The organism is Burkholderia sp. AU31652, assembly GCF_002223155.1.
Taxonomy (GTDB): domain Bacteria; phylum Pseudomonadota; class Gammaproteobacteria; order Burkholderiales; family Burkholderiaceae; genus Burkholderia.
The window spans coordinates 2746029-2769602 of record NZ_NKFG01000005.1 but is presented as its reverse complement, the minus strand read 5'-3'; the positions used below and the strand labels follow the sequence as shown (position 1 = coordinate 2769602).

Genomic DNA, 23574 nt, shown 5'->3' with positions numbered 1-23574 from the left:
CGCGCCGTCCGGCGGGCTTCCGGCGGCGGCGCGGCGCGATGCGCCCGACGGCGCACCGGGCCTGCCGCGCGGCGCATCCGCTTGCACAGGGCGCGCGAACGCGCTCCAATCGAATCACGCGGGCGGCGTTGCCGCCGCACCGATCAATCTGTCCCTGAAGAGGAAGTGATGCAATTCAACGACATTCTTGCCGCGCTCGACATCGATCTCGCCCAGTGGAAAGGCAATGCGCTGACCGCGCGTTCGCCGCTCGACGGCGCGACGCTCGCGACGCTGGCCGTCGACACGCCCGCCGACGCCGAGCGCAAGATCGACGCCGCGCACGACGCATTCCTCAAGTGGCGCACGGTGCCGGCACCGGTGCGCGGCGAACTCGTGCGCGTGTTCGGCAACGTGCTGCGCGAGCACAAGGCCGAACTCGGCCGCCTCGTCACGCTCGAAGCCGGCAAGATCACGTCGGAAGGCCTCGGCGAAGTGCAGGAAATGATCGACATCTGCGATTTCGCGGTCGGTCTGTCGCGCCAGCTTTACGGCCTCACGATCGCCTCGGAGCGCCCGGGCCACCGGATGATGGAAACGTGGCACCCGATCGGCGTGTGCGGCGTGATCTCGGCGTTCAACTTCCCGGTCGCCGTGTGGGCATGGAACGCGGCGCTCGCATTCGTGTGCGGCGATTCGGTCGTGTGGAAGCCGTCCGAGAAGACGCCGCTGACCGCGATCGCATGCCACGTGCTGCTGCAGAAGGCGATCCGCGAATTCGAGAAGACCCACCCGGGCGTCGCGCCGGCGGAACTGAGCCAGCTGGTGCTCGGCATGCGCGATGTCGGCGAGGTGCTGACGGCATCGAAGAAGGTGCCGGTGGTCAGCGCGACGGGCAGCGTGCGGATGGGCCAGGAAGTCGCGAAGGTGCTGAGCCAGCGTCTTGCGCGCGGCATCCTCGAACTCGGCGGCAACAACGGGATGATCGTCGCGCCGAGCGCCGATCTGGATCTCGTGGTGCGCGCGGTCACGTTCGCGGCGGTCGGCACGGCCGGCCAGCGCTGCACGACGCTGCGCCGCCTGATCGTGCATCGCAGCCTGGTCGAGCAGCTGCTGCCGCGCATCGAGAAGGCCTACGCGTCGGTGAAGGTCGGCAACCCGCTTGAAGAAGGCACGCTGGTCGGTCCGCTGGTCGATCGCGCGTCGTTCGATGCGATGCAGAAGGCGCTGGGCGATGCACGCGAGCAGGGCGGCGAAGTGAAGGGCGGCGAGCGCGTCGACGTCGGTCACGCGGATGCGTACTACGTGCGTCCGGCCATCGTGCGGATGCCGAAGCAATCGGCGGTGGTCGAGCGCGAGACGTTCGCGCCGATCCTGTACGTGATGGTCTACGACAACTTCGACGACGCGATCGAACTGCACAACGCGGTGCCGCAAGGCCTGTCGTCGGCGATCTTCACGAACGACATGCGCGAGGCCGAGCAGTTCATGTCGGCGGCGGGCAGCGACTGCGGGATCGTCAACGTGAACATCGGCACGAGCGGCGCGGAGATCGGCGGCGCGTTCGGCGGCGAGAAGGAAACGGGCGGCGGCCGCGAGTCGGGTTCGGATGCGTGGAAGGCTTACATGCGCCGCGCGACGAATACGATCAACTACAGCCGTCAGCTGCCGCTGGCACAGGGCGTGAAGTTCGACGTTTGATGCGGAGCGCCCGGGAGGGCGCTGCGTAGAAGGAGAAAGGGCCGGCTGCCGCGTTGCGGTGCCGGCTCTTTATGTTTGGAGCGGGGAATACGGTATCGTGCGCGTAGGCGTCGATTGGGGCGATTGGCGCGGGTGATTAATCGATGACCGGCCGGGAACGCGTATGGGCGACACGTCGACAGACTCTTTCTCGGGCAAAACGGATCAGCCGACCCCGGTTGATGGTACCGAGATCGTGAACGGAAAAGAGCTTCTCGAGAGACTGGCGATGTTGTCGCCGGTCGGGATGCAAGTCTATGCGTCTTCGTGTTTGCGTCGCTATTGCGACGCAAACGGGTTTTCGCACGCGGCCATCGACGCGCTTCTCGCTCATCTCGATTCCATCGCTGTCGCCGGAAGCTTGCCCGAGTGGGAGTACAGCGGAGCTTTGCTCGAACTCAACGGCAGAGGCGATCCCGTTCCGGCAGGAATCGAATCGGCACTGCCGGAGGGCGAGTTGCAAAGATTCATGACGTTGGTCGAAGCCGTCGTCGAAGTCGGGATCGTCGATTTGTACGGCACGAGAACCGATCAGCCGCTGGCCTTTCTTCGCAAGGCCATCGCCGTCCTGGAGCAGGGCGGGATTCCCTTGCCGCCATTGACGAATGCGTCGGGTTGATCGGCATCCGGCCGAATACCGGCAAACCAACCGCAGGCGAGCGGGACGATATCGCGAACCTTCGCACCGCCTGCGGACAGCTCGCCTAGCGTGAATGCGCGCGGCGCGGAACGTGCATCACTGCTCCGCCGCCGGCATGTTCTGCACGACCAGCATCTGCGGGCTCGACAGCGTGATCCCCGCCGCGCGCAACTGCTTCAGGATCTCGAACAGCAGGTCGCTCTTCGTCGAGCCGGCGATCCGCGGGCTCGACACGTAGCCGGTCACGCTCAGCGTGATGCCGTCCGGCGTGAGCTGGCTGAACGTGACCGACGGCGCCGGCTTCTCGAGAATCGCCGCATGCGAGCGATAGGCTTCGAGCAGCAGGTCGCGCACCTGCTCGGGATCGGTGTTCAGCGGGAACGTCAGCACCAGCGTCGCGACGCCCTGCGTGCTGTTGCCCATCGTCACGTTGCGCAGGTTCTGCGAGATCAGTTGCGAGTTCGGCACGATCACGGTCGAGCGATCGCTGAGCTGGATCTCGGTCGCGCGCACGTTGATGCGGCGGATGTCGCCTTCGACGCCCGCGATGCTGATCATGTCGCCCACCTTCACCGGGCGCTCGGTCAGCAGGATCAGCCCCGACACGAAGTTCTTCACGATCTCCTGCAGGCCGAAACCGATACCCACCGACAACGCACTGACGATCCACGCGAGGTTGTTCCACCGGACGCCGAGCAGCCCGAGCGTCATCAGCACGAGCAGCACGTAGCCGACGTTGGTGAACAGCGTGATCAGCGACACGCGCATCCCGGTATCCATGCCGAGCGCGGGCATGAACTCGCTGTCGAGCCAGCGGCGCAGCGAGCGCAGCAGGTAGAAGCCGATCGCGAACCCGATCACGGCGTTCATGATCCGGTCGGGCATGATGTTCAGGCTCTGCAGCCGCTGGCTGCCGATCATCGCGACCGCGCTGTCCATCAGGTCGCCCGGCGTCGTGCCGAAGCCGCCCGTCAGCAGCGCGATGGCCGCGATCAGCATCAGCAGGCTCGTGCCGAAGCCGGACAGGACCGTGCGGGCCTGGTCGAGGTGGCGATCCTCAAGCGCGAACAGGTGCTTGATCTGCTGGCCCGTCGTCAGGCTCGACGAGAACAGGCTTTCGCTCGCGTCACGCGTCAACTGGATCAGGATGTAGGTGGCGCCCAGCACGATCTCGAACCACACGAGCTCGTAGGTAATGAAGCGCGCGACCGTGATGTAGCCGATCAGGAGCGCGATCAGGGTCGCGATGATGGCGAGCGTGACGGCGGCATGGATCAGCCCGGCGAGCGTCGAGCGCTGCTCGGGCGCTTCGCCGGCGGCCGCGAGCGCGCTGCGCGCGCGGTTCGAGCGCAGCAACGATGCACCGACCGTCACCGCGACGACGAGCGACACGATCCCGCGGCCGAACAGCGTGACCGACAGGCTGGTGTCGACGATCCGGTTGATCGATTCGAGCGTGCCGGATACCAGCAGCAGCGCGGCCAGGATGCCGGGGAACGGCTTCATCGCGAGCGCGACGGGATCGGCGAGCGCGGGCAGGCGCCACGACGGATGCTTCGTGCAGAGCAGCGCACGGCCGAGCCCGGCGATCAGTGCGCAGGTCGCGGCAAGCTTCGCGAACTGGTCCCACAGATCGTTCAGCGCCGGCGTGAGGTCGTAATGGCGCGCGACGGCGAGGTAAAAGATCTGGACCGCGATGGCGGTTGCCAGCAGCGTCGACAGCGCGGTCGACAACGCCAGCGCGCTGCGGCGCAAACGGGTGGCCGGCAGGCGGTTCACGCAGAACCACGCGAGCCCGCGCTCGATGAGCCGGCGGCCGCCCATCCATGCCGCGAACGCGGCGACCAGCAGCAGCACCGTGATCGCCTTTTGCCCGGGCACCCACGACGAGCGCAGCATGTCGAGCATTTCTTCGTCGAAATCCCCGAGCCGCTGGGTGTCGTCCGGCGAAAGATGGAACAGCGGCAGCCAGAACTGCGCGCTGAAAATGCCGCCCGAACGGAACGCGAGCTGGTTCTTCAGCAGGCCGCGATGCAGCTTCGCGAACTGCTCGTTCAGGTTCGTGAGGCTGGCCTTCTGGTCGGCGGCCTGCTTCAGCGCTGCATCGAGCTGCGTCTTGCGCGCGTTCAGCGTGGCCCGTTGCTTCGCGACGGCCGGCGTTTCCGGCGCGGCGCCTTCCGCAGGCGCGGGGCCGAGCACGTCGAGCTGCCCCTGGATCTGCGCACGCTGCGGCACGAGATCGCTCTGCAGCTTCTCGACATCGGTGCTCAGCTCCTGCGTCGAGTCGCTGAGCCCGTCCAGCTCCTTGCTGTTGGACGCGGTCGAGGTCTGTTGCTTGATGCGGTCGAGTTCGGCCTGCATCTGCTTGAGCTGCGCGACCGCGTCGTTCAGCGAGATGGCCGGGACGGGCGCGCCGACGCCGCTCGCGTTCGGGGCCGAGGCGGCCGCCGGAAACGCCGACGCGGTCGCGATCGCCGCGAACTGCAGCAGCGCGATCAGGGCGATCCGCCGAGCGTAGGTGGATAGTCGTTGTATGAACATGGAATTCTTACGATTTGCCGACAATACCGGTCGCCGAAAGGCGCCCGGAAGCCGGTGGTTGGCCCGGTAGCATGTTACCGGGGTGTGGAACGCGTGGTTGTACCGATTGCGTCCCCCGTTTGTGGTGATTCCGGTGGTGCGTGCCCGCGCGAAACGGCGCACCAGGCCCGGACGGTGGGGCAGGCGCCCCCGTGATGTGGCGCAGCACAGCCGTTCCGGCGCGTTTCCCGTATCCGACAGACGGTTACGCAAGTTACACAATATCTGACGCAAAAATGGGGTATCCGAAGCGGTTCGGCGGCCGGGGGCTGCACGTCATCGCGTTCGGGATATCGGGGCCGGGGTGCGCTCGCACCGGACGGACCTGCCGGTACAATGCAGCGATTCGCCCGACGGCGGCTCGCGGGTCGCCGGACAACAACATGACACGATCAGGAGACGCGCCCACGATGGCCTCAACGGACAGCCTTTCGCAGGCACCTGCCCAATCTCCACCCGTCGACCCCGGCTCCATCTCGGCCCGCCTCGACCGCCTGCCGCCCACCCGCACCGTCTGGAAGCTCGTCGTCCTGCTGAGCCTCGGCTTCTTCTTCGAGCTCTACGACCTGCTCTATAGCGGCTACGTCGCCCCCGGCCTCGTGAAAAGCGGAATCCTGTCGGCAACGACGCACGGCCTGTTCGGCACCACGGGCGTCGCGAGCTTCATCGCCGCGCTGTTCTCCGGGCTCTTCATCGGCACGATCGCGTGCGGCTTCCTCGCCGACCGTTTCGGCCGCCGCGCGATCTTCACGTGGTCGCTGCTGTGGTACACGGCCGCCAACGTCGTGATGGCGTTCCAGGACACCGCCGCCGGGCTGAACTTCTGGCGCTTCGTCGTCGGTCTCGGCCTCGGCGTCGAGATGGTGACGATCGGCACGTATATCTCCGAGCTCGTCCCGAAGCAGATCCGCGGCCGCGCATTCGCGTGCGAGCAGGCGGTCGGGTTCGTCGCGGTGCCGGTGGTCGCGTTCCTCGCGTACCTGCTCGTGCCGCACGCCCCGTTCGGCCTCGACGGCTGGCGCTGGGTCGTGCTGATCGGCGCGCACGGCGCGCTGTTCGTGTGGTGGATTCGCCGCGAACTGCCGGAAAGCCCGCGCTGGCTCGCGCAGCAGGGCCGGGTCGAAGAAGCTGACCGCATCATGCGTGCGCTCGAGGCGAAGGTCGAAGCCGAATACGGCCGGCCGCTGCCGCCGCCCGCGCCTGCCGAGCCCGTGCCGCCGCGCGGCAGCTTCCGCGACATGTGGGTGCAGCCATATCGCAGCCGCACGATCATGATGACGATCTTCAACGTGTTCCAGACGGTCGGCTTCTACGGCTTCGCGAACTGGGTGCCGACGCTGCTGATCAAGCAGGGCATCACCATCACGTCGAGCCTGATGTATTCGAGCGTGATCGCGCTCGCCGCGCCGATCGGCCCGCTGATCGGTCTCGTGATCGCCGACCGCTTCGAGCGCAAGTCGGTGATCGTCGCGATGGCGGCAGCGATCGTCGTCTGCGGGCTGCTGTTCAGCCAGACGACGGTGGGCGCATTCCTGATCGTGCTCGGCATCGGCCTCACGCTCGCCAGCAACATCATGTCGTACAGCTTCCACGCGTATCAGGCCGAGCTGTTCCCGACGTCGATCCGCGCACGGGCCGTCGGCTTCGTCTATTCGTGGAGCCGCTTCTCGGCGATCTTCTCGTCGTTCGTGATCGCGGCGGTGCTGAAGGGCTTCGGCACGTTCGGCGTGTTCGCGTTCATCGCAGGCGCGATGGTGATCGTGATGGCTGCGATCGGGTTCATGGGGCCGCGCACGAAGGGCATCGCGCTCGAAACCATCTCGAAGTAACCGGTGGTTGCGCACGCATGTCGCACGGTTCGTGCGGCGTGCGTGCGATGCGATGGCGATTGCATCGTGCGTACGGCATGTACCGCGTATCGAGAGTAATCTGGTATCCGAATTGATTTGAAGACCAGGTCATGCCTTGGCAAAACACGCAGCTTCCTGTATCGATCGCAAACGTCCAATAAATGAGACTGCCACGTAACGAACAAGCAAGCGGCAACGAGTTGAAACAAAGCGTGACGAAGCGCAAAACCACGACGTTCAGCCCGCTGATTCTTGCCGAGACGCGTAGAATGAAGGGCCTGACGACTCATTAGCCGCCATCGGACCGACCGCGTTGCAACAGCGAACGGCTCCGCCGCGAAGAGGCGTCGGCGCCGGGCGCACACGATGCGCCGGACGTGTCGATGGCTTGCGCGGAAGATGCGCCGCCCGCAACAGCAGCATGCGGCGGCCGGATCGGCCGATGGCTTCGAACGTATGATGCCTTTCAGCTTCACGCGGCGATTTGCGAAGCCGCGTTGCCTTGCCCGTGTCGCCGCTGCGTGTATCGGGATCGCCGCGGCACTGCCGATCTCCGTGCTCGTCGAGCGGCCTGCCTTGGCGGCGTCCGACGCATCGGCGCCCGTCGCTACGTCGTCCTCATCAGTCGAGTCACCCGCATCGGCAGCTTCTCGGGCGCATCCCGCTTCGGCGGCGCATGCATCGTCGGGTGCGTCGGCGGCCAGGCCCGCGCCTGCCGCATCACACGTGCGTCCCGTGGAGCCTGCCAGCCCGGCGTCGGGCGCAGCGAATGCATCGGGCGCATCCGCACCTTCCGCAGCTTCCGCCGCCGCACCTGCATCGGCCGCTTCCGCTGCGCCCGCCAGCGAAGCCGAGCCACCCGCACCGACACCGCCGCGCCAGCATCCTCCCCTGTCGGCCGAAGAGGCAAAAGATGCGACGGCGCGCGCGATCGACATGCGCAAGCGCTTCACGCAGGAAGTCACGCGGCGCCTGAACGTGCCCGCAAGTGAGCAACGCGCGTACGGCGAGCGTCTCCAGAAAGCGCTCGTCGATGCGAACCTCGGCGACCTCGCCGGCGAATACATCGCGATGGTCGACCGCGCGCCGAACGTCCAGGCGCTGTTCATCTACTTCCGCGCGACGCCGGCCAACGCGTGGATGATGATTGGCGCATCGCCGGTCGGCACCGGGCTGCCGGGCACGTACGACCATTTCCTGACGCCGCTCGGCGTGTTCCATCACTCGCCGGACAACATGGATTTCCGCGCGGAAGGCACGACGAACGAGAACGGCATTCGCGGCTATGGGCACCGCGACATGCGCATCTACGACTTCGGCTGGGTGGACGGCGAGCGTGGGTGGGGCAAGGGCGGCGTGTCGCCGATGCGCTTCCAGATGCATGCGACCGATCCCGATCGCCTCGAAGCGCTGCTGGGCATCCGGCACTCGAAAGGGTGCGTGCGCATTCCCGCCTCGCTGAATACGTTCTTCGACCAGCACGGCCTGCTCGACGACGACTACCAGGCACGCGTCGAGGCCGGCAAGTCGCTGTGGGTGCTGCGTCGCGATCGCGACATCACGCCGATCGCGGGCCGCTACCTGGTCGTGATCGACAGCGCACGCAAGACGCGGCCGGCATGGTCGCCGTTGCCGGGGCGCAAGGCGTGGTCGAAGCTGCCGAAGGGCGGCGACACGGCGGATTGACGGCCGGCGAGGCGGGCACGGGAGCGATCCGGATGAGAATAAATCCGTTTTATTGAACCATAATAAAAGCAAACTTTTATTATCCGATCCGGGTTCGTATAGTCGAGGCCAGTTTCGCGGAGCCCTGCCGCGCCTGGACCACCACCGATCACACGACCCGATGAAAACTCTCTACAAGCTCGCCCCGCTCGCGATGCTCGGCGCCTTCGCGACGCATGCCTGTGCGCAAAGCAGCATCACGCTGTACGGTCTCATCTCGGCCGGTGTCGGGTTCGCGACCAACCAGGGCGGCAAGAACGCCTGGCAGGCGCTGTCCGGCACGAACCAGAACCCGCGCTGGGGGCTGAAGGGCAAGGAGGATCTCGGGCAGGGGCTGTCCGCGGTCTTCCAGCTGGAGAACGGCTTCAACGTGATGACCGGCACGGCCGCGCAGAACGGCCGCGAGTTCGGGCGGATGGCCTACGTCGGCCTCGCCGACCGCACCTACGGCTCGCTGACGTTCGGCCGCCAGTACGATGCGATCCACGACTACATCGGGCCGGTGATCATCGCGAGCAACGGCGTGAACATCGGCGACAACGACAACGGCTACAACGACATCCGCGTGCAGAACTCGGTGAAGTACGTGAGCCCCGTCTACTACGGCCTGAAATTCACCGCGCTGTACGGCTTCAGCAACGCGCCCGGCTTCGCGAACAACAGCGCATACAGCTTCGGGCTCGGCTACGAGCAGGGCCCGCTGCGCTGGAGCGCGGTCTACGCGCAGTACAACCATCCGTACAGCGCGACGAACCAGGACGGCGCGATCGCGAACGACTATGCGTCGCCGCTGCTGATCTTCAGCAAGAGCGCGATGTCGCCGGCGGCTTACGCGAGCCGGCAGCGGATCGCGGGCACGGGCGGCTTCTACACGATCGGCCGCGCGCAGTTCGCGGCGATGTTTACCGACGTGCGCTACGATTACCTCGACAATTCGCACCTGCACCTGCAGAACCTCGGCGTGAACGTCGTCTACACGATGACGCCGCAGCTCTTCCTCGGCGCCGCGTATGCGTTCACGAACGGCAAGTACGACGTGATCGACAAGCGGCCGAAATGGCACCAGGTGAACCTGCAGGCCGATTACTTCCTGTCGAAACGCACCGACGTCGCGCTGACGGTGATCGCGCAGCAGGCGGCCGGCGACGCGGACCATGCGCAGATCTTCGCGTACGCACGGTCGACCGGCACGCGCCAGATGATGGCGACGCTCGGCGTCCGGCATGTTTTCTGAGCGCCCGACCATGACCCATCCGATCGCATCCCGCCGCACCTTCCTGAAGCTTTCCGCCGCGCTGGCCGGCACCGCGCTGCTGCCCGAAACGGGCGCGTTCGCGGCCGGCGGCGACGCCGCGCGCCGCACGGTGATCATCGATACCGACCCGGGGCAGGACGACGCCATCGCGATCCTGTTCGCGCTGGGCGCGCACGATAGGCTCGACGTGCGCGCGTTGACCGCCGTCGCCGGCAACGTGCCGCTCGACCTGACCGAACGCAATGCGCGGATCATTCGCGACTGGGCCGGCCGCACGAAGACGCTGCCCGTCTATGCAGGCTGCCCGCGTCCGCTCGTGCGCGACCTCGTGACGGCGGCAAACGTGCATGGCAAGACCGGGCTCGAAGGCGTCGAGTTGCACGAGCCGCGCGCACCGCTTGCCGCCGGTCACGCGGTGGCGTACCTCGTCGATACGCTGAGCCGCGCGGCGCCGGGCAGCGTGACGCTGTGCGCGCTCGGCCCGCTGACGAACCTCGCGACCGCGTTGGTCGAAGCGCCGCAGATTCGCGGCGCGCTGCGCGAGATCGTGCTGATGGGCGGCGCGTTCTTCGAACGCGGCAACATCACGCCGGCCGCCGAATTCAACCTCTACGTCGATCCGCAGGCGGCCGAAGTCGTATTCGGCAGCGGCGTGCCGATCGTCGTGCTGCCGCGCGATGTCGCGGTGAAAGCGCCGATCACGCCGGCACGCGTCGCGCCGTTCCGCGCACTCGGCAACCGCTGCGGCGCGATCGTCGCGGACATCATGGAGGCCGAACTCGCGTACAACAAGAAGCGGCGCGGCGTCGAAGATGCGCCGATGTACGACCCGACCGCGGTCGGCTATCTCGTCGATCCGACGTTGTTCGGCGGACGCAAGGTGAACGTGATGGTCGAGACGACCGGCCAGTGGACACTCGGCGAGACGGTCGTCGACTGGAACGGCCGCAGCGGCCGTACGGCGAACGCGACGTGGATCAACGAGGTCGATGCGGACCGCTTCTACGCGGCGCTCGTCGAGCGCATCGCGAAGCTGCCCTGAAGGCATTCAGATGTGCTTCGCAATCCATTCGCGGCACGCGCGCACGTGCGGGCCGCGATCGTCGCCGGTGAGCGAGATCAGCGAGATCGCGCGCGTGACGCGCGGCTTGTCGACGCGCAGCGCGACGAGTTCGGGATCGTGCAGATGCATCGTGTAGAGGCTCGGCAGCACGGCGGTCGCGAGGCCGTTGCGCGCAAGCGCGTAGAGCGGCTCGGTGTACTCCATCCGGTACGTGACGTTCAGGCGCAGCTTCTCGGCGCCGCCGGTGCGATGCAGCGATTCGCTGACGCTGCCGCGCACGAACACCGCGAGCTCGCGATCGACGAGCCTTGCCCACGTGACGCTCTTCGCACGGGCAAGCGGATCGTCATGCCGCACGACGATCACGATCTCGTCCTCGAAGAGCTGCTGGTAGCGCAGCGTGCCGTCGTCGCTGTCCGGTTCGCGCACGCCGATGCCGAGATCCGCGACGCTGTCGCGCACGGCTTCGACGAGCGCGCTGTTGGGCAGGTCGGTGAGGGTGAAGCGCAGGGTCGGATGCGCGTCGCGCAGCGCATTGAGCGCGGGCAGCAGGCGGCCCGCGACCGACGGGATGAACGCGATGCGCACGGTCTGGATGCGTTCGCCGATGAGCCGCGTCATGTCGTCGAAGGTGCCGCGCGCCTGGTTGAGCAGGCGTTCGGCGAGCGGCAGCACGGCTTCGCCGGCGGAGGTGAGTGTGAGCCGGTGCGCGGAGCGCGCGAACAGGCGCCCGCCGAGCAGGAACTCGATCTGGCGGATCGACGCGGTGAGCGCGGGCTGCGTGAGCGACAGCGCCTGCGCGGCCTGCGTGAAGCTGCGTGCGTGGGCAAGCACGACGAAGTGCTGGACCTGCCGCAGCGTGAGCGCGGGCAGCAGCGACGAGCGGTCGGACGACATCGGGCAATAGCGGTCGGGATGCGGTACGCGGCAGTATAAGACCGCGCCGCGTGAATCGACACAGGACAATATTCGGAATCACAGGAGAACCACCATGTCAGCGACTGACACGATGCCGGCGCACGCGCCGGCCAACTGGCTCGAACGCCGCTTCGCGCTCGCCGCGCGCGGCACGAGCGTGCGCACGGAGACGATCGCGGGCGTCACGTCGTTTCTCGCGGCCGCGTACCTGCTCGTCGTGATCCCGTCGCTGCTCGCGACGGGCGGCATGGAGCGCGGCGCGGCGACGACCGCGACGATCATCGTGTTCGTGCTGTTCACCACGCTGATGGGGCTCTACGCGAACCTGCCGTTCCTCGTCGGCCCCGGCATCGGCGGCTCGGTGATCATCGGCGTGACGCTCGCGACGACCGAGCACGTCGGCTGGCAGACGGGTCTCGGCATTGCCTGCGTGTCGGGCGTGCTGTTCTTCCTGCTGACGATCCTCGGCGCGCGCGGCGTCGTGGTGCGGCTGATTCCGGTGCAGATCAAGCTCGGGCTCGGCGCGTCGATCGGGCTGTTCGTGACGATGCTCGGGCTGCGCAACGCGGGGATGGTCGTCGCGAACGCGAAGACCAACGCGTTCGCGCTCGGCGATTTCTCGCGGCCGGGTGCGTTCGTTGCGCTGATCGGCCTCGCGGTCGCGATCGTGCTGCAGGCGCGCAAGGTGCCCGGCGCGATCCTGATCGCGATCCTCGTCGCAGCCGCGGCCGGCGTGCCGCTCGGCGTCACGCATCTGCCCGCGTCGTTCGTGTCGCTGCCGCACAGCATCGCGCCGATCGCGTTCAAGCTCGACATCGGCAGCGCGTTGAGCCCCGCGGCCGCGCCGTACCTGTTCGCGTTCTTCGCGGCGGAATTCTTCTCGACGCTCGGCACCGCGCTCGCGGTCGGCGCGAAGGCGAACCTGCTCGACGAGCAGGGCAACCTGCCGAACATCAACCGGCCGTTCCTCGTCGATTCGCTCGCGGCGACGCTCGGGCCCGTGTTCGGCATTCCCGCGCTGACCGCGCTGATCGAATCGGCGGCAGGCGTCGAGGCCGGCGGCCGCAGCGGGCTGTCGTCGCTGGCGGCGGCCGTGCTGTTCGCCGCGATGCTGCTGTTCGTGCCGGTCGCGCTCGCGATCCCGAAAGAGGCGACCGCGCCGGCGCTGATCCTGATCGGGCTGTCGATGTTCGCGACGATCCGCCATACGCATTTCGACGACTTCACCGATGCGCTGCCCGTGATGTCGATGGTGCTGCTCACGCTGATGTCGAACAGCTTCGGCACCGGCATCGCGGGCGGGCTGCTGTGCTACGTGCTCGTCAAGCTGCTGGCCGGCCGCTGGCGCGACGTGTCGTGGGGGCTCGTCGTGCTCGCGCTTCCGCTCGGCTACTACTTCTGGACCGTCGTGAAGCCGCACTGAGAGACGGCTTTCGCGACGCATCGGCACTACCCATAACGAGACTGCAATGAAGGCAACACCAGGTAACGTCCCGGCCGCGCGCACGGGCATCGAGATCACGCCGGCCCACCGGGCCTTCTTCCACGCGCTGCCGAAGGTCGAGCTGCATTGCCACCTGCTCGGCGCGGTGCGGCACGACACGTTCGTCGCGCTCGCGGCGCGCAGCGGCGCGCCGATCGAGCGCGCGGAGATCGACGCGTTCTATGCGCGGGGCGAGAAGCCGGTCGGCGTGCTGCATGTGCTGCGCGCGCTCGACCGGTATCTGCTCACGCAGCCCGACGACCTGCGGCGGATCGCCTACGAGTATCTGGAGGATGCGGCCGCGCACCACGTCCGGCATGCGGAATTCTTCTGGAATCCGACGGGTACGGTGCGCGTGTCGGGGATCGCGTATGCGGATGCGCAGGCCGCGATCGTGACGGGTATTCGCGACGCCGCACGCGACTTCGGGATCGGCGCGCGCCTGATCCCGAGCATCGACCGCGAGCAGGATCCCGACGAAGCGGTGGCGATCGTCGAATGGATGAAGGCGAATCGCGCGGATGAAGTGGCGGGGCTCGGGATCGACTATCGCGAGAACGACCGGCCGCCGGAGCTGTTCTGGAAGGCGTACCGCAATGCGCGCGCGGCGGGCTTTCGCACGACCGCGCATGCGGGCGAGTTCGGGATGCCGTGGCGCAACGTCGAGACGGCCGTCGATCTGTTGCAGGTCGATCGCGTCGATCACGGTTACACGATCGTCGACAACCCGGAGCTGTGCGCGCGCTATGCGGAGCGCGGGATCGTCTTCACCGTCGTGCCGACGAATTCGTACTATCTGCGTACGCTGCCGCCGGAGCAATGGGCGGAACTTCACCCGATGCGCAAGATGCCGGGCCTCGGGCTGAAGATCCATCCGAACACCGACGATCCGACGCTGCACAAGGTCAATCCGTCGGAGGCATGGGAGCTGATGTTCAGCCATTTCGGGTTCACCGTGGCCGAGCTGAAGCAGTTCATGCTGAACGGGATCGACGGCGCATGGGTGGACGACGCGACGAAGGCTGCGTGGCGTGCGGCGTGGGCGCCGGAGTTCGACGTGCTGGCTGCCACGCTCGCAGCGGGCTGAACGCGGCTGCGTTTTACGCCGGCTGGTGCTTCAACCGGCCGGCGACTCGTTGTGCCGGAACAGCTTCACGACGCCCGGCAGGCCGCCGGCGTCGAGCGATTCCGCGTAGCGGTGCAGCAGGTTCGCGATCGCGACTGCGCTCTGGGTCATGCGGGCTCCCCCTCGTTGAGCGATGACGACGATGGTGCGCGGCGCGCGGCGGCTCCGCTTCGTCCGGGTGGCCTGAGCCGGCACACGCCTCTCCATACCTTTTCATTTCCTGCACATCGCCGTTATTGCCCGCGCCGGCTGGCACGCGTCGCCCGCGTTCGCTATATTGGCGTCCGGTAGCGATTGGTCGTGTCGCAGCCGCCGTGCGCTGTCGCGCCGGATATTCCCAAAACAATTCGAAGAGAGAGGCTTCAGCCGTGCGTACCCCCTTGTTCTGTCTGCTGTTGCTCGCGTCGCTGTCCGCGCGGGCCGGCACTGCCTGTGATGCGTTGCTCGGCGATTACGCGCCGGCGGCCGGCAAACCCGCGACGCTGCGCGTCGAGAAAGTGGGCGGCGAGATCGTGCTGCGTGTGCGCGACGCCGGCCAGTGGAGTGTCGAAACGGCGCCGACGCACGAGGCCGAGCTGGAAACCGACGGTCCCGACAAGGCGCCGCCGGGCACCTGCGTGCTCGACGTGCCGGGCGGCGAACTGATCAAGCTGCCGATCGGCGCGCCGTATCAGGTTACATCGATTGCCGGCAAGAACTTCGAGACGAAGCATTCGACGACTGGCGTCGTGATGCTGGCGATACAGGGTTTTCAGGTCAACGGCATGGAACTGTATCCGGTCGCGCGCAGCGGCGATTCGCGGCCGGAGCCCGTGAAGGCGGTGGCGGGGCGGGAGATTGCCGGCGCGGGCCCGTGCCCGGGCCACCGTCCGCCCGACATGAGCCAGGCCGACTTCGATGCGCTGCCGGAAGCCGCGCACACGTATTTCGCCGACCTCGATCCGGTGCGGCAGCGCGCGTTCGTGTGCGGCCAGACGCTCGACGAGATCGTTGGCGACGGCCTGATGTCGAACGACGACAAGGAAATCGATACGATGTGGCGCCGGCTCGGCATGCTGTTGCGCGCGCATCAGGTGCCGCGTGACGAACTCGGCCGCGACGATCGCTGGCGCGTGGCCGGCCAGTTGCTGCGGCAGATCCGGCCCGACGCAGGCGCGCAGGCGTCGCCCGATCGCGCGCGCCGGCAGGCACTCGTGCTCGACGCGCTGGTGCCGAGCCTGCCGCCGCCCGACACGCTGCGCGATGGCCGCGAAGAGCACGCGAGCGACCTCGTCGCCGAAATCGTGAAACTGCCGGAACCGGAGGCACTCGCCGCGCTCGGCAAGTTGCAGGCGCGCGGCGTGCTGCGCTGGCAGCTCCATGACAACAACCCGTACCGGCTCGCCGACGTCGCATTGCCGGACGCATTGAATCCGCCCGTGGCCGCTTCGGTCTTCGTGCTGCTCGCGAAGGAGGCGAACCCGGACGTGCTGCATGACGATGCGCTGCTCGACGGCGAGGTGACTGCGCGCCGTGTCGACGGCGTGCAGCGCCTGCTCGACGCCGGCGTGAAGCCGTCCGCGAAAGTGCTGGCGGACGCCGCCGACACGCCGGAGATCCTGCGGCTGCTGAAGGCATCCACCGCACGCTGATGGCGGGCGAACCGACGCAATACGACGACAACAAGAACCAGGGCGACCCTTCCAATGGGCAATCGATCATGGCTGTATCTCCAGGCCGGTGACGGCGACGACGCGCGGACGATCGCGCTGGCGGAATCCAACAATCACTTTCCGCTGCTGTGGCGCGTATTGCTCGCCGACGGCGGCGCGGGCGACGCGATCACCGATCAGCGCGTATTCGGCGATGCCGGCACGCCGAATCTCACCAGCGACGCGCGCGCCGCGCTTGCGCGACTCAGCCGGCTCGCGTCGTTCGTCGTCGCGTATCCGCTGCCCGGCGACGATCCGGCGCTCGCGCGCCAGTTCGATGCGGTCGTGCGGCATCTCGGCGAATCGATCGATGCGCTCGGCGACGCGCACGGCGCAGCCCGGTTTTCCGCGAATCTCGACGAGTTGTCGTGGCTCGACGGCGGCGATCCGAACGACTACATCGACCAGGAACGCGATGCCTGCACGCGGCTGTGGTGGCAGGTCGCAAACTGCATGGATTTCCGCGACGTGCGCGGCGTGCGCGATGCGCTCGAGATCGAGTCGCCGCCCGACTGGCGCGACTGGGCGTGGGGCTTCGGGTTCGGCGGCCTGTTGCATCACTATTTCGTTCGTCAGCAGCCGCCGCGCGGCGTGGCGTTTGCCGAGCTGTTCGATGCCGGCGAAGCGCACGGCGACCGGCTCGGCTACGGCACGTTCAGCTTTCACGCACGCAACGGGCTGTGGGGTGTGCGACGTGAAACCGACGATGCGTGGCACGTGATCGTGCCGCCCGAGTGGACGAACCTGTGGACGAGCGGCGCGCGCGACGACCGGCTCCTGTGGGCCGAGCGCGACGGGAAGGTCGGCCTGCTGTTCGCCGATGGCGATGTCGACCGCGACGGTGATGGCGACGGCGACGAGATGCGGATCGTGCGCGAACCGTCGTTCGACGCCGTGTGGGATTTCAGCGGCGACGTCGCCTGCGTGCGCGTCGGCGAGCGGTTCGGACTCGTGCGCACGGACGGCACGTGGGTGCTCGAACCGTCGCTCGACGATTTCGGCGACTTCACGGGCGGAGTCGCGTCCGCGAGCCTGGACGGCCGCTGGGGCTTCGTCGACACGCGCGGTGCGTGGGCGATTCCGCCGCGTTTCGACGATGCGCACGAGTTCGAGAACGGCACCGTCGCGGCGGTATCCGAGGGCGAACGGTGGGGGCTGATCGGGCGCGACGGGCAATGGCGCGCGCAGCCCGATTGGGACGCGCTCGAATGGTCGTCCGAATGCGGCGCCTTCGTCGCGCGGCGCAACGGTCACGTCGGCCTCGTCGATGCGAAAGGCCGCGTCGTCGTCGAGCCGCATTATGCGGAAGTCGCCAGGCTGACCGACGACGAACGGACGGACATGCTGACGGAGCTCGGCGCGATCCGCCATATCGTGCGGCGCGACGACGGGCGTTGCGCGATCGTCGACGGGCAGGGCCGCGTGCTGACGCCGTTCGACTTCGTCAACATGGGGGCGCTGCCGTGGTTGCCCGATGACGAAGCCGTGCCGGGCGAGCTGTTCACGCGTTACGCGATCGGTGTCCTGCCGGGCGAGCCGGTGCAACTCGCGATCTGCGATCTCGAGACGGGCGCGACGCTCGTGCAGGGACGCTACGACGACGTGGCCGGCCTGTTCTGGGGCGCCGGTCACGGCTGGCTGGCCGGTGTGGAGGAGGGCGGCGACGACGTGCGTGCGACGGTGCTTCGCGCGGACGGCACCGTGCTGCATCCGGCGCGTTACACGCGCATCGGTGACGATGCGCTGTTCGACGACGATCGCGACGCCGCCGACGGACACGCGATGCTGATGCCGTGGTTCGTCCGCCGTGTCGCGGTCGCGCAGAGCTGGAGCGTGGGCGAACCGGTCGCCGCATTGCGCGACGACGGCGTGCCCGTATGGCTGTACGCGGACGGGCACGTGACGACGACGCTTCGATAGGCCGAGCCGTTGTCGTGGAGGCCGGCGTGGCGCGCCGGCACTCCGATCATCGGAAGAACTTCAGCCAGTCGAACAGGCCCGGATGCGGCGTGCGCCGCCGTGGCGCCGGCGCGCTGCGCGGCCGGAAATCCGGCGAGAACTGCGCGTGCGGATCGATCGCCCGCGCGCGCAGCGCCGCATCGTAGAAACTGCCGACGATCGGCAGCGCGCTGTGCGCGCCCGCGCCCCAGTAATCGCTGCGCAGCGTCACGCTGCCGTCGTCGAAGCCGACCCACGCGCCGGCCACGAGCTGCGGATGCATCAGGATGAACCAGCCGTCCGCGTTGTCCTGCGTCGTGCCCGTCTTGCCGGCGACGTCGACGCGAATGCCGTAACGCGAACGGATGTCGGCGCCGGTGCCGCGATCGACGACATCGCGCATCACGTCCACTAGCGTCTGCGCGGCGGGCTCGGGCAACGCACGTTCGGGCGGCGCGCTGCCGAAGACGGCGAGCACCTTGCCGTCGCGGTCCTCGATGCGCGTGATCGTCTGCGGTGCGACGTATACGCCGCGGTTCGCGATCGTGCCGTACGCGGACACCATCTCCTTCAGCGTGACGGGGCTCGTGCCGAGCGCGAGCGACGGCACCGCGTCGAGCGGGCTTTCGCGCACGCCCATCGCGCGGGCGAGCTGTGCGACCTTCGCGGCGCCTTCGTGCTGCATCACCTGCGCGGTGATGCGGTTGCGTGACAGCGCGAGCGCATCGCGCAGCGTCATCGGCTCATCGGTCGGCGGCTCGGCATCGGTCGGGCGCCAGACCGCGCGCCCGTCGATCGGGATCGCCACGGGGCGGTCCATGAACGTATCGCCCGGCCGCATGCCGTCCGCGAACGCGGCGCCATAGACGAACGGCTTGAACGTCGAGCCGGGCTGGCGCCGCGCCTGCGACACGTGATCGAACGGTTCGCTGCCGAAATCGGGGCTGCCGACCCACGCACGGATCGCGCCGTTGCGCGGATCGATCGCGACGAAGCCGGCCTGCACCTGCGTCTTGCGCTCGCACAGCGCGCGCATGAAATCGCGATTGGCGCCGAGCCGCTTCAGCGCCACGACATCGGTCAGCCCCGCGTCGCGCGCTTGCCGATAGTCGGGCGTCTGGCGGATGAAGCCGCGGAACAGGTCGTTGCGCAGCCCGCAGCCGGACGGGCCGCGCCACGCGCTGTCGGCGATCGCCTGCAGCCGTTCGGTCTGCCGCGTCAGCGCCTGCGTCGCCATGTCCTGCAGTCGCGCGTCGAGCGTCGTGCGCACGACGAGTCCATCGGCGTACAGATCGTAGTTGTTGCGATCGGCCCACGCGATCAGCCATTTGCGCAACTGCACCGCGAAGTGCGGGGCGAGGCCGGGCTGCCCGGATTGCGGCTCGAAGTCGACGCGCAGCGGCTGGCGCTGCAGTTTCGCGAGCTGCTGCGGCGTCAGCATGTGCATCTGCGCCATCCGGTCGAGCACGATGTTGCGTCGCTGTACCGCGCGCTCCGGGTTCAGCACCGGGTTGTAGTAGCTGTTGCCCTTCAGCATCCCGACGAGCGTCGCGCTTTCGACGATGTCGAGCTGGTCGGCCGACTTGCCGAAGTAGGTGCGCGCGGCCATTTCGACGCCGTACGCGTTGTACAGGAACGGCACGGTGTTCAGGTAGGTCTCGAGAATCTCGTCCTTGCTGTACACCGACTCGATCTTGAACGCGGTGATCAGCTCCTTCACCTTGCGCGTGAGCGTCGGCGCGCGGCCGACTTCATCCGGATACAGGTTGCGTGCAAGCTGCTGCGTGATCGTCGAGCCGCCCTGGCGGTCGCCCGAGAACGTGTGCAGCCCGGCCGCGAGCGTGCGGCGCACGTCGATGCCGTGATGCGCGTAGAAACGGTGGTCCTCGGTCGCGATCAGCGCGTCGACCATGTGCGGCGAGATCTGCTTGAGCGGCACCCATTCGCGGTTGACGGGCCGGAACTCGGCGATCAGCTGGCCGTCGGCGGACAGCACGCGCGCGGGACGATCGATGCGCGCCTTGCGGATGTCGCCGATGCTCGGCGTGAACGGGACGAACGCGAGCAGCACCAGCAGGCCCAGCACCGGGATCGCGGCGAGCGTCAGCGCGACGCCGCGTCGCGTCGGATGACGCAGGCGATGCAGCACGCCGGCGCCCAGCGCGCGGAGGCGCACGCCGCAGGCGGCGGCGAACGGTACGACGCGGGCGCGGCAACGGAGCCACGCGTGTCGGAGAAGCGGCACGAAGCGATTCAAGGCGACAGGAGCGCGGATGGAAGAGGCGCGATCCTAGCAAACGGCACACGGGCGACGCCCGCCAAAACAGCCGTTTGCTTGCAGGATTTACAGACGATTACGTTTGTTGCCCGCCGACAACCTTTTACGGGGCGGCGTGGCGCGATTCTCCCGACGAATCGCGCCACGCCGCCGGCGCTCGAAGCCGTCCGGTCAGCGCGGCACGGCGCCGTCGGCGGCCATTGCGACCACCTCCGCGAGCCGCTGCGCGGCCGCTTCCATCTGCGCGCGGCCGAACCCGCCGAAGCCGAGCACGAGCCCCGGGCGGGCGGTGCCGGGCGCGAACATCGGCGACACCGCGCGCACCGCGACGCCGGCTTGCGCGGCGCGCTCGACCACGTCGAGATCGTCGATCCCTTCCGCGAGCCACAGCACGACGTGCATCCCCTGATCGCCCGGCTGCACCCACGCGCGTTCGCGCGGCAGCCGCGCACCGAGCGTGTCGATCAGCAGCGTGCGCTGTTCCGCATACACGCCGCGCACGCGGCGAATGTGGCGGTCGAGGTGGCCTTCCGCGATGAACGCGGCCAGCACGTGCTGGTCGGCGGTCGGCACATGGCGATCCATCAGCACGCGGGCGCCGCAGAACGCGGGCACGAGATCGTCGGGCGCGATCACGTAGCCGAGCCGCAGCGACGGAAACAGGATCTTGCTGAACGTGCCGAGGTAGATCACGCGGTCGGGGTCGAGCCCTTGCAGCGACGGGAACGGATGGCCTTCGTAGCGCAGCTCGCTGTCGTAATCGTCCTCGACCACCCACGCGCGTTGCCCACGCGCCCAGGCGAGCAGCGCATTGCGCCGCGCCATGCTGAGCGGCATGCCGAGCGGATATTGATGCGACGGCGTGACGAACGCGACCCGAGCATGCGGCGCGAGACGGATGCCGGCATCGACGTCGATGCCGTCGGCGTCGACCGGCACCCGCACCATCGCGTCGCGCCGCCCGGTGCTGTCGAGCAGCGCGGTGATGCCGCGATAGGCCGGATTCTCGACCCACGCCTGATCGCCCGCGCCGAGCAGCACCTGGCTCGCGAGATGCAGCCCCTGCTGCGTGCCGCTGGTGATCACGACCTGGTCGGCATGGCAGCGCACCGAGCGCGAGCGGCGCACGTAGTCGGCGATCGCCTCGCGCAGCGGCAGCGCGCCTTGCGGATCGGCATAGCCGGACGGCGCGCCGGCGCCGCGCGCGCGCAGGCGGTTGCCGAGCCGGCGCCAGATGTCGTCGGGCGCGGTGAGGCCGATCGGCACCGAAATCGCGAACGGCATGGCCGGCAGCGGGCGGAATTCGCCGGCGATCCGCGCGAAGGTGGCGGCCGGCTCGGGGAGGCCGGCGCGCGCGGGAGGGCGGTGTCGGGCAGGCGGTTCGGGGGCGTTGACGGGAGGCGGCCCGGCGAGCGCGAGCGCGCTCGCGACCCGCGTGCCCGCGCCGCCGCGCGATTCGAGAAAGCCTTCGGCGATGAGCTGCGCATACGCATCGACGACGGTGCCGCGCGCCACTTGCAGCGACGCGGCGAGCAGCCGTGTGGACGGCAGCGCGTCGCCCGGGTGGACGTCGCCGCGCCGCACGGCGTCGCGCAGCGCCTGCGCGAGCTGGCGGCTCAGGTCGCCGGCTGCACGATCGAGCGCGCCGAGCGACGGGATGTCGACGTTCCGGGCCGTTCTTGCCATGATTCTGGTCTGCTGAAATTGTTTCAAACCGGCTCTACAGCATAAACCAGTTTGGCGCCACAATCGGCGCATGACGGGCCCGCGCCCGTTCCATTCCCACCCCCGCATGACCGTGGAGCCGCCATGTACGTCCCCGCCGATTTCAACGAACCCAACCCCGACGCGCTGCGCGAGCTGATCGTGCAGCATCCGTTCGGCAGCCTGATCACGCACGGCAATAGCGGGCTCGACGCGAATCACATCCCGTTCGAGCTGCTGCCCGGCGACGGTGGGCTCGGCGAACTGCATGCGCACGTCTCGCGCGCGAATCCGGTCTGGCAGGACGTCGCGAACGGCGACGAGGTGCTCGTGATCTTCCGCGCGGGCGACGCGTATATCTCGCCGACCTGGTATCCGAGCAAGCATGTCGCACACCGGCAGGTGCCGACGTGGAACTACGTGGTCGTGCATGCGCACGGCCGCATCACGGTGCGCGACGACGCGAAGTTCGTGCGCGGCGTGGTCGCGCGGCTGACGCGCACGCATGAGGCGTCGCAGCCGGTGCCGTGGAAGATGGGCGACGCGCCGGCGGATTATCTCGACGCGATGCTGCAGGCGATCGTCGGGCTGCAGATCGAGATCACGCGGCTCGTCGGCAAGCGCAAGCTCGGGCAGAACAAGGACGAGGCCGATATCCGCGGCGCCGGCGACGCGCTGGTCGCGAACGGCAGCCTCGCGATCGGGGAAGCGATGATCGCGGCGGCCGACGCGAAGCGCGGGTGAGCGCCCGCGACGGGCAGGCATGCGCGGGCAAGCGCCACGCCCGCACGCCGGCCCGTCACTGCGTGCGCGTCGCGCCCTTCGCGCCTTCACCGGCCTGCGCGAGCGCGCCGCGGATCGCGGCCTCGGTCTTGTCGTACCCGCCTTCGCCATAGCGCGTATAGACGACTTTCCCGTTCGCGTCGATCAGGTACAGCGCGGGCCAGTACTGGTTGCCGTACGCGCGCCACGTGTCGTAGCGGTTGTCCTGCGCGACCGGATACCGGATGCCGAAGCGCTTGATCGCATCGGCGACGTTGCCCGCGTCGCGCTCGAACGGATACTCGGGCGTATGCACGCCGACCACGACGAGCCCCTGGTCGCGATACTTCCGGTCCCACTCCTTCACGTACGGAATCGTATGAATGCAATTGATGCACGAGTACGTCCAGAAATCGACGAGCACGACCTTGCCGTGCAACTGGCCGAGCGTCAGCGGCGCGCTGTTGTGCCAGCGGTCGATGCCGGTGAAATCGGGTGCGGCCATGCCGGCCTGCGAAGTCGGCATGCCCGCGTCGTCGCGGGTGCCCGCGAAGGCGGCGAGCCCGGCCGTGGCGGCAAGGGCGAAGACGAGGGCGGCGATCTTGAGTCGGGGCAGCATGGCGTTCTCCTGAGCGGGAGGCCGCCGCGCGGTGGCGGCGGCCGGACGGGTTTCGACAGGCCCCATTAAGCGGCGCCGACGTATCTGCGATGTGTCCGGCGCGCCACGCGTGTGCAATGTTGTGTGTCGTCACGGCGGCGCGATACATTGGGATACAAACGCATGCCCGCCGTGAGGTATAAAAGCGGACATCACCTGCCCGAATACCTCGACACCGACCACG

At 68.2% G+C, this 23574-nt stretch carries 16 protein-coding genes; 11 read left to right on the top strand and 5 right to left on the bottom strand.

Annotated features, from left to right (window positions below):
• The first annotated feature begins 168 nt into the window (after nt 1-168).
• Nucleotides 169-1680: an L-piperidine-6-carboxylate dehydrogenase gene (gene amaB, locus CFB40_RS29955; protein WP_069252500.1), complete on the top strand. Its 1512-nt coding sequence runs from the start codon at nt 169-171 to the stop codon at nt 1678-1680.
• Nucleotides 1681-1843: 163 nt separating this feature from the next.
• Complete coding sequence (locus tag CFB40_RS29950) at nt 1844-2338, top strand: hypothetical protein (protein ID WP_089426699.1); 495 nt, start codon at nt 1844-1846, stop codon at nt 2336-2338.
• A 117-nt stretch (nt 2339-2455) separates the two neighbouring features.
• Here CFB40_RS29950 and CFB40_RS29945 read toward each other — a convergent pair whose 3' ends face one another.
• Nucleotides 2456-4900, bottom strand: a complete 2445-nt coding sequence (locus tag CFB40_RS29945) for a DUF3772 domain-containing protein (RefSeq protein ID WP_089433219.1) — start codon at nt 4898-4900, stop codon at nt 2456-2458.
• Between the two features lie 449 nt (nt 4901-5349).
• Between CFB40_RS29945 and CFB40_RS29935 the strand changes: the two genes are divergently transcribed.
• The 4 genes from CFB40_RS29935 (at nt 5350) to CFB40_RS29920 (ending at nt 10811) form a co-directional block, all read left to right on the top strand.
• Nucleotides 5350-6768 (top strand): MFS transporter, encoded by a 1419-nt coding sequence (locus CFB40_RS29935; RefSeq protein WP_089433217.1) that lies wholly within the window; start codon nt 5350-5352, stop codon nt 6766-6768.
• Nucleotides 6769-7155: 387 nt separating this feature from the next.
• Entirely contained in the window at nt 7156-8475 is a 1320-nt protein-coding gene (locus CFB40_RS29930) for a hypothetical protein (RefSeq protein WP_089433216.1), read from the top strand.
• A gap of 160 nt (nt 8476-8635) precedes the next feature.
• A complete protein-coding gene (locus CFB40_RS29925) occupies nt 8636-9748 on the top strand; it encodes a porin (RefSeq protein ID WP_089433215.1) in 1113 nt (370 codons plus the stop codon).
• A 10-nt stretch (nt 9749-9758) separates the two neighbouring features.
• Entirely contained in the window at nt 9759-10811 is a 1053-nt protein-coding gene (locus tag CFB40_RS29920) for a nucleoside hydrolase (RefSeq protein WP_089433214.1), read from the top strand.
• A 6-nt stretch (nt 10812-10817) separates the two neighbouring features.
• Here CFB40_RS29920 and CFB40_RS29915 read toward each other — a convergent pair whose 3' ends face one another.
• Entirely contained in the window at nt 10818-11729 is a 912-nt protein-coding gene (locus tag CFB40_RS29915; RefSeq protein WP_089433213.1) for a LysR family transcriptional regulator, read from the bottom strand.
• Nucleotides 11730-11823: 94 nt separating this feature from the next.
• On the opposite strand from CFB40_RS29915, the gene CFB40_RS29910 reads away from it, so the two are divergent.
• From CFB40_RS29910 to CFB40_RS29895, 4 genes are all read left to right on the top strand, one after another.
• Nucleotides 11824-13173 carry an NCS2 family permease gene (locus CFB40_RS29910; RefSeq protein WP_089433212.1) on the top strand — a complete coding sequence of 450 codons (1350 nt, stop codon included), beginning with the start codon at nt 11824-11826 and terminating at the stop codon, nt 13171-13173.
• 46 nt (nt 13174-13219) lie between these two features.
• A complete protein-coding gene (gene add, locus CFB40_RS29905; protein WP_089433211.1) occupies nt 13220-14320 on the top strand; it encodes an adenosine deaminase in 1101 nt (366 codons plus the stop codon).
• Nucleotides 14321-14727: 407 nt separating this feature from the next.
• Nucleotides 14728-15990 carry a hypothetical protein gene (locus CFB40_RS39275; protein ID WP_256976922.1) on the top strand — a complete coding sequence of 421 codons (1263 nt, stop codon included), beginning with the start codon at nt 14728-14730 and terminating at the stop codon, nt 15988-15990.
• A 54-nt stretch (nt 15991-16044) separates the two neighbouring features.
• The gene (locus tag CFB40_RS29895) at nt 16045-17970 is read left to right on the top strand and encodes a WG repeat-containing protein (protein ID WP_089433210.1); all 1926 of its coding nucleotides are present in this window, start codon (nt 16045-16047) and stop codon (nt 17968-17970) included.
• 46 nt (nt 17971-18016) lie between these two features.
• On the opposite strand, the gene CFB40_RS29890 is transcribed toward CFB40_RS29895, so the two are convergent.
• Both CFB40_RS29890 and pdxR read right to left on the bottom strand, forming a co-directional pair.
• A complete protein-coding gene (locus CFB40_RS29890; protein WP_089433209.1) occupies nt 18017-20245 on the bottom strand; it encodes a penicillin-binding protein 1A in 2229 nt (742 codons plus the stop codon).
• A gap of 192 nt (nt 20246-20437) precedes the next feature.
• Nucleotides 20438-21952 (bottom strand): MocR-like pyridoxine biosynthesis transcription factor PdxR, encoded by a 1515-nt coding sequence (gene pdxR, locus CFB40_RS29885; protein WP_089433208.1) that lies wholly within the window; start codon nt 21950-21952, stop codon nt 20438-20440.
• Between the two features lie 123 nt (nt 21953-22075).
• Between pdxR and CFB40_RS29880 the strand changes: the two genes are divergently transcribed.
• Nucleotides 22076-22714: an FMN-binding negative transcriptional regulator gene (locus CFB40_RS29880; protein ID WP_089433207.1), complete on the top strand. Its 639-nt coding sequence runs from the start codon at nt 22076-22078 to the stop codon at nt 22712-22714.
• A gap of 55 nt (nt 22715-22769) precedes the next feature.
• On the opposite strand, the gene CFB40_RS29875 is transcribed toward CFB40_RS29880, so the two are convergent.
• A complete protein-coding gene (locus CFB40_RS29875) occupies nt 22770-23351 on the bottom strand; it encodes a thioredoxin family protein (RefSeq protein WP_089426713.1) in 582 nt (193 codons plus the stop codon).
• Nucleotides 23352-23574 lie beyond the last annotated feature (223 nt).

Excerpts from the sequence above, each read along its gene's own strand:
- amaB (WP_069252500.1), top strand. The coding sequence starts at position 169 with ATGCAATTCAACGACATTCTTGCCGCGCTCGACATCGATCTCGCCCAG.
- CFB40_RS29950 (WP_089426699.1), top strand. The coding sequence starts at position 1,844 with ATGGGCGACACGTCGACAGACTCTTTCTCGGGCAAAACGGATCAGCCG.
- CFB40_RS29945 (WP_089433219.1), bottom strand. The coding sequence starts at position 4,900 with ATGTTCATACAACGACTATCCACCTACGCTCGGCGGATCGCCCTGATC.
- CFB40_RS29935 (WP_089433217.1), top strand. The coding sequence starts at position 5,350 with ATGGCCTCAACGGACAGCCTTTCGCAGGCACCTGCCCAATCTCCACCC.
- CFB40_RS29930 (WP_089433216.1), top strand. The coding sequence starts at position 7,156 with ATGCGCCGGACGTGTCGATGGCTTGCGCGGAAGATGCGCCGCCCGCAA.
- CFB40_RS29925 (WP_089433215.1), top strand. The coding sequence starts at position 8,636 with ATGAAAACTCTCTACAAGCTCGCCCCGCTCGCGATGCTCGGCGCCTTC.
- CFB40_RS29920 (WP_089433214.1), top strand. The coding sequence starts at position 9,759 with ATGACCCATCCGATCGCATCCCGCCGCACCTTCCTGAAGCTTTCCGCC.
- CFB40_RS29915 (WP_089433213.1), bottom strand. The coding sequence starts at position 11,729 with ATGTCGTCCGACCGCTCGTCGCTGCTGCCCGCGCTCACGCTGCGGCAG.
- CFB40_RS29910 (WP_089433212.1), top strand. The coding sequence starts at position 11,824 with ATGTCAGCGACTGACACGATGCCGGCGCACGCGCCGGCCAACTGGCTC.
- add (WP_089433211.1), top strand. The coding sequence starts at position 13,220 with ATGAAGGCAACACCAGGTAACGTCCCGGCCGCGCGCACGGGCATCGAG.
- CFB40_RS29895 (WP_089433210.1), top strand. The coding sequence starts at position 16,045 with ATGGGCAATCGATCATGGCTGTATCTCCAGGCCGGTGACGGCGACGAC.
- pdxR (WP_089433208.1), bottom strand. The coding sequence starts at position 21,952 with ATGGCAAGAACGGCCCGGAACGTCGACATCCCGTCGCTCGGCGCGCTC.
- CFB40_RS29880 (WP_089433207.1), top strand. The coding sequence starts at position 22,076 with ATGTACGTCCCCGCCGATTTCAACGAACCCAACCCCGACGCGCTGCGC.
- CFB40_RS29875 (WP_089426713.1), bottom strand. The coding sequence starts at position 23,351 with ATGCTGCCCCGACTCAAGATCGCCGCCCTCGTCTTCGCCCTTGCCGCC.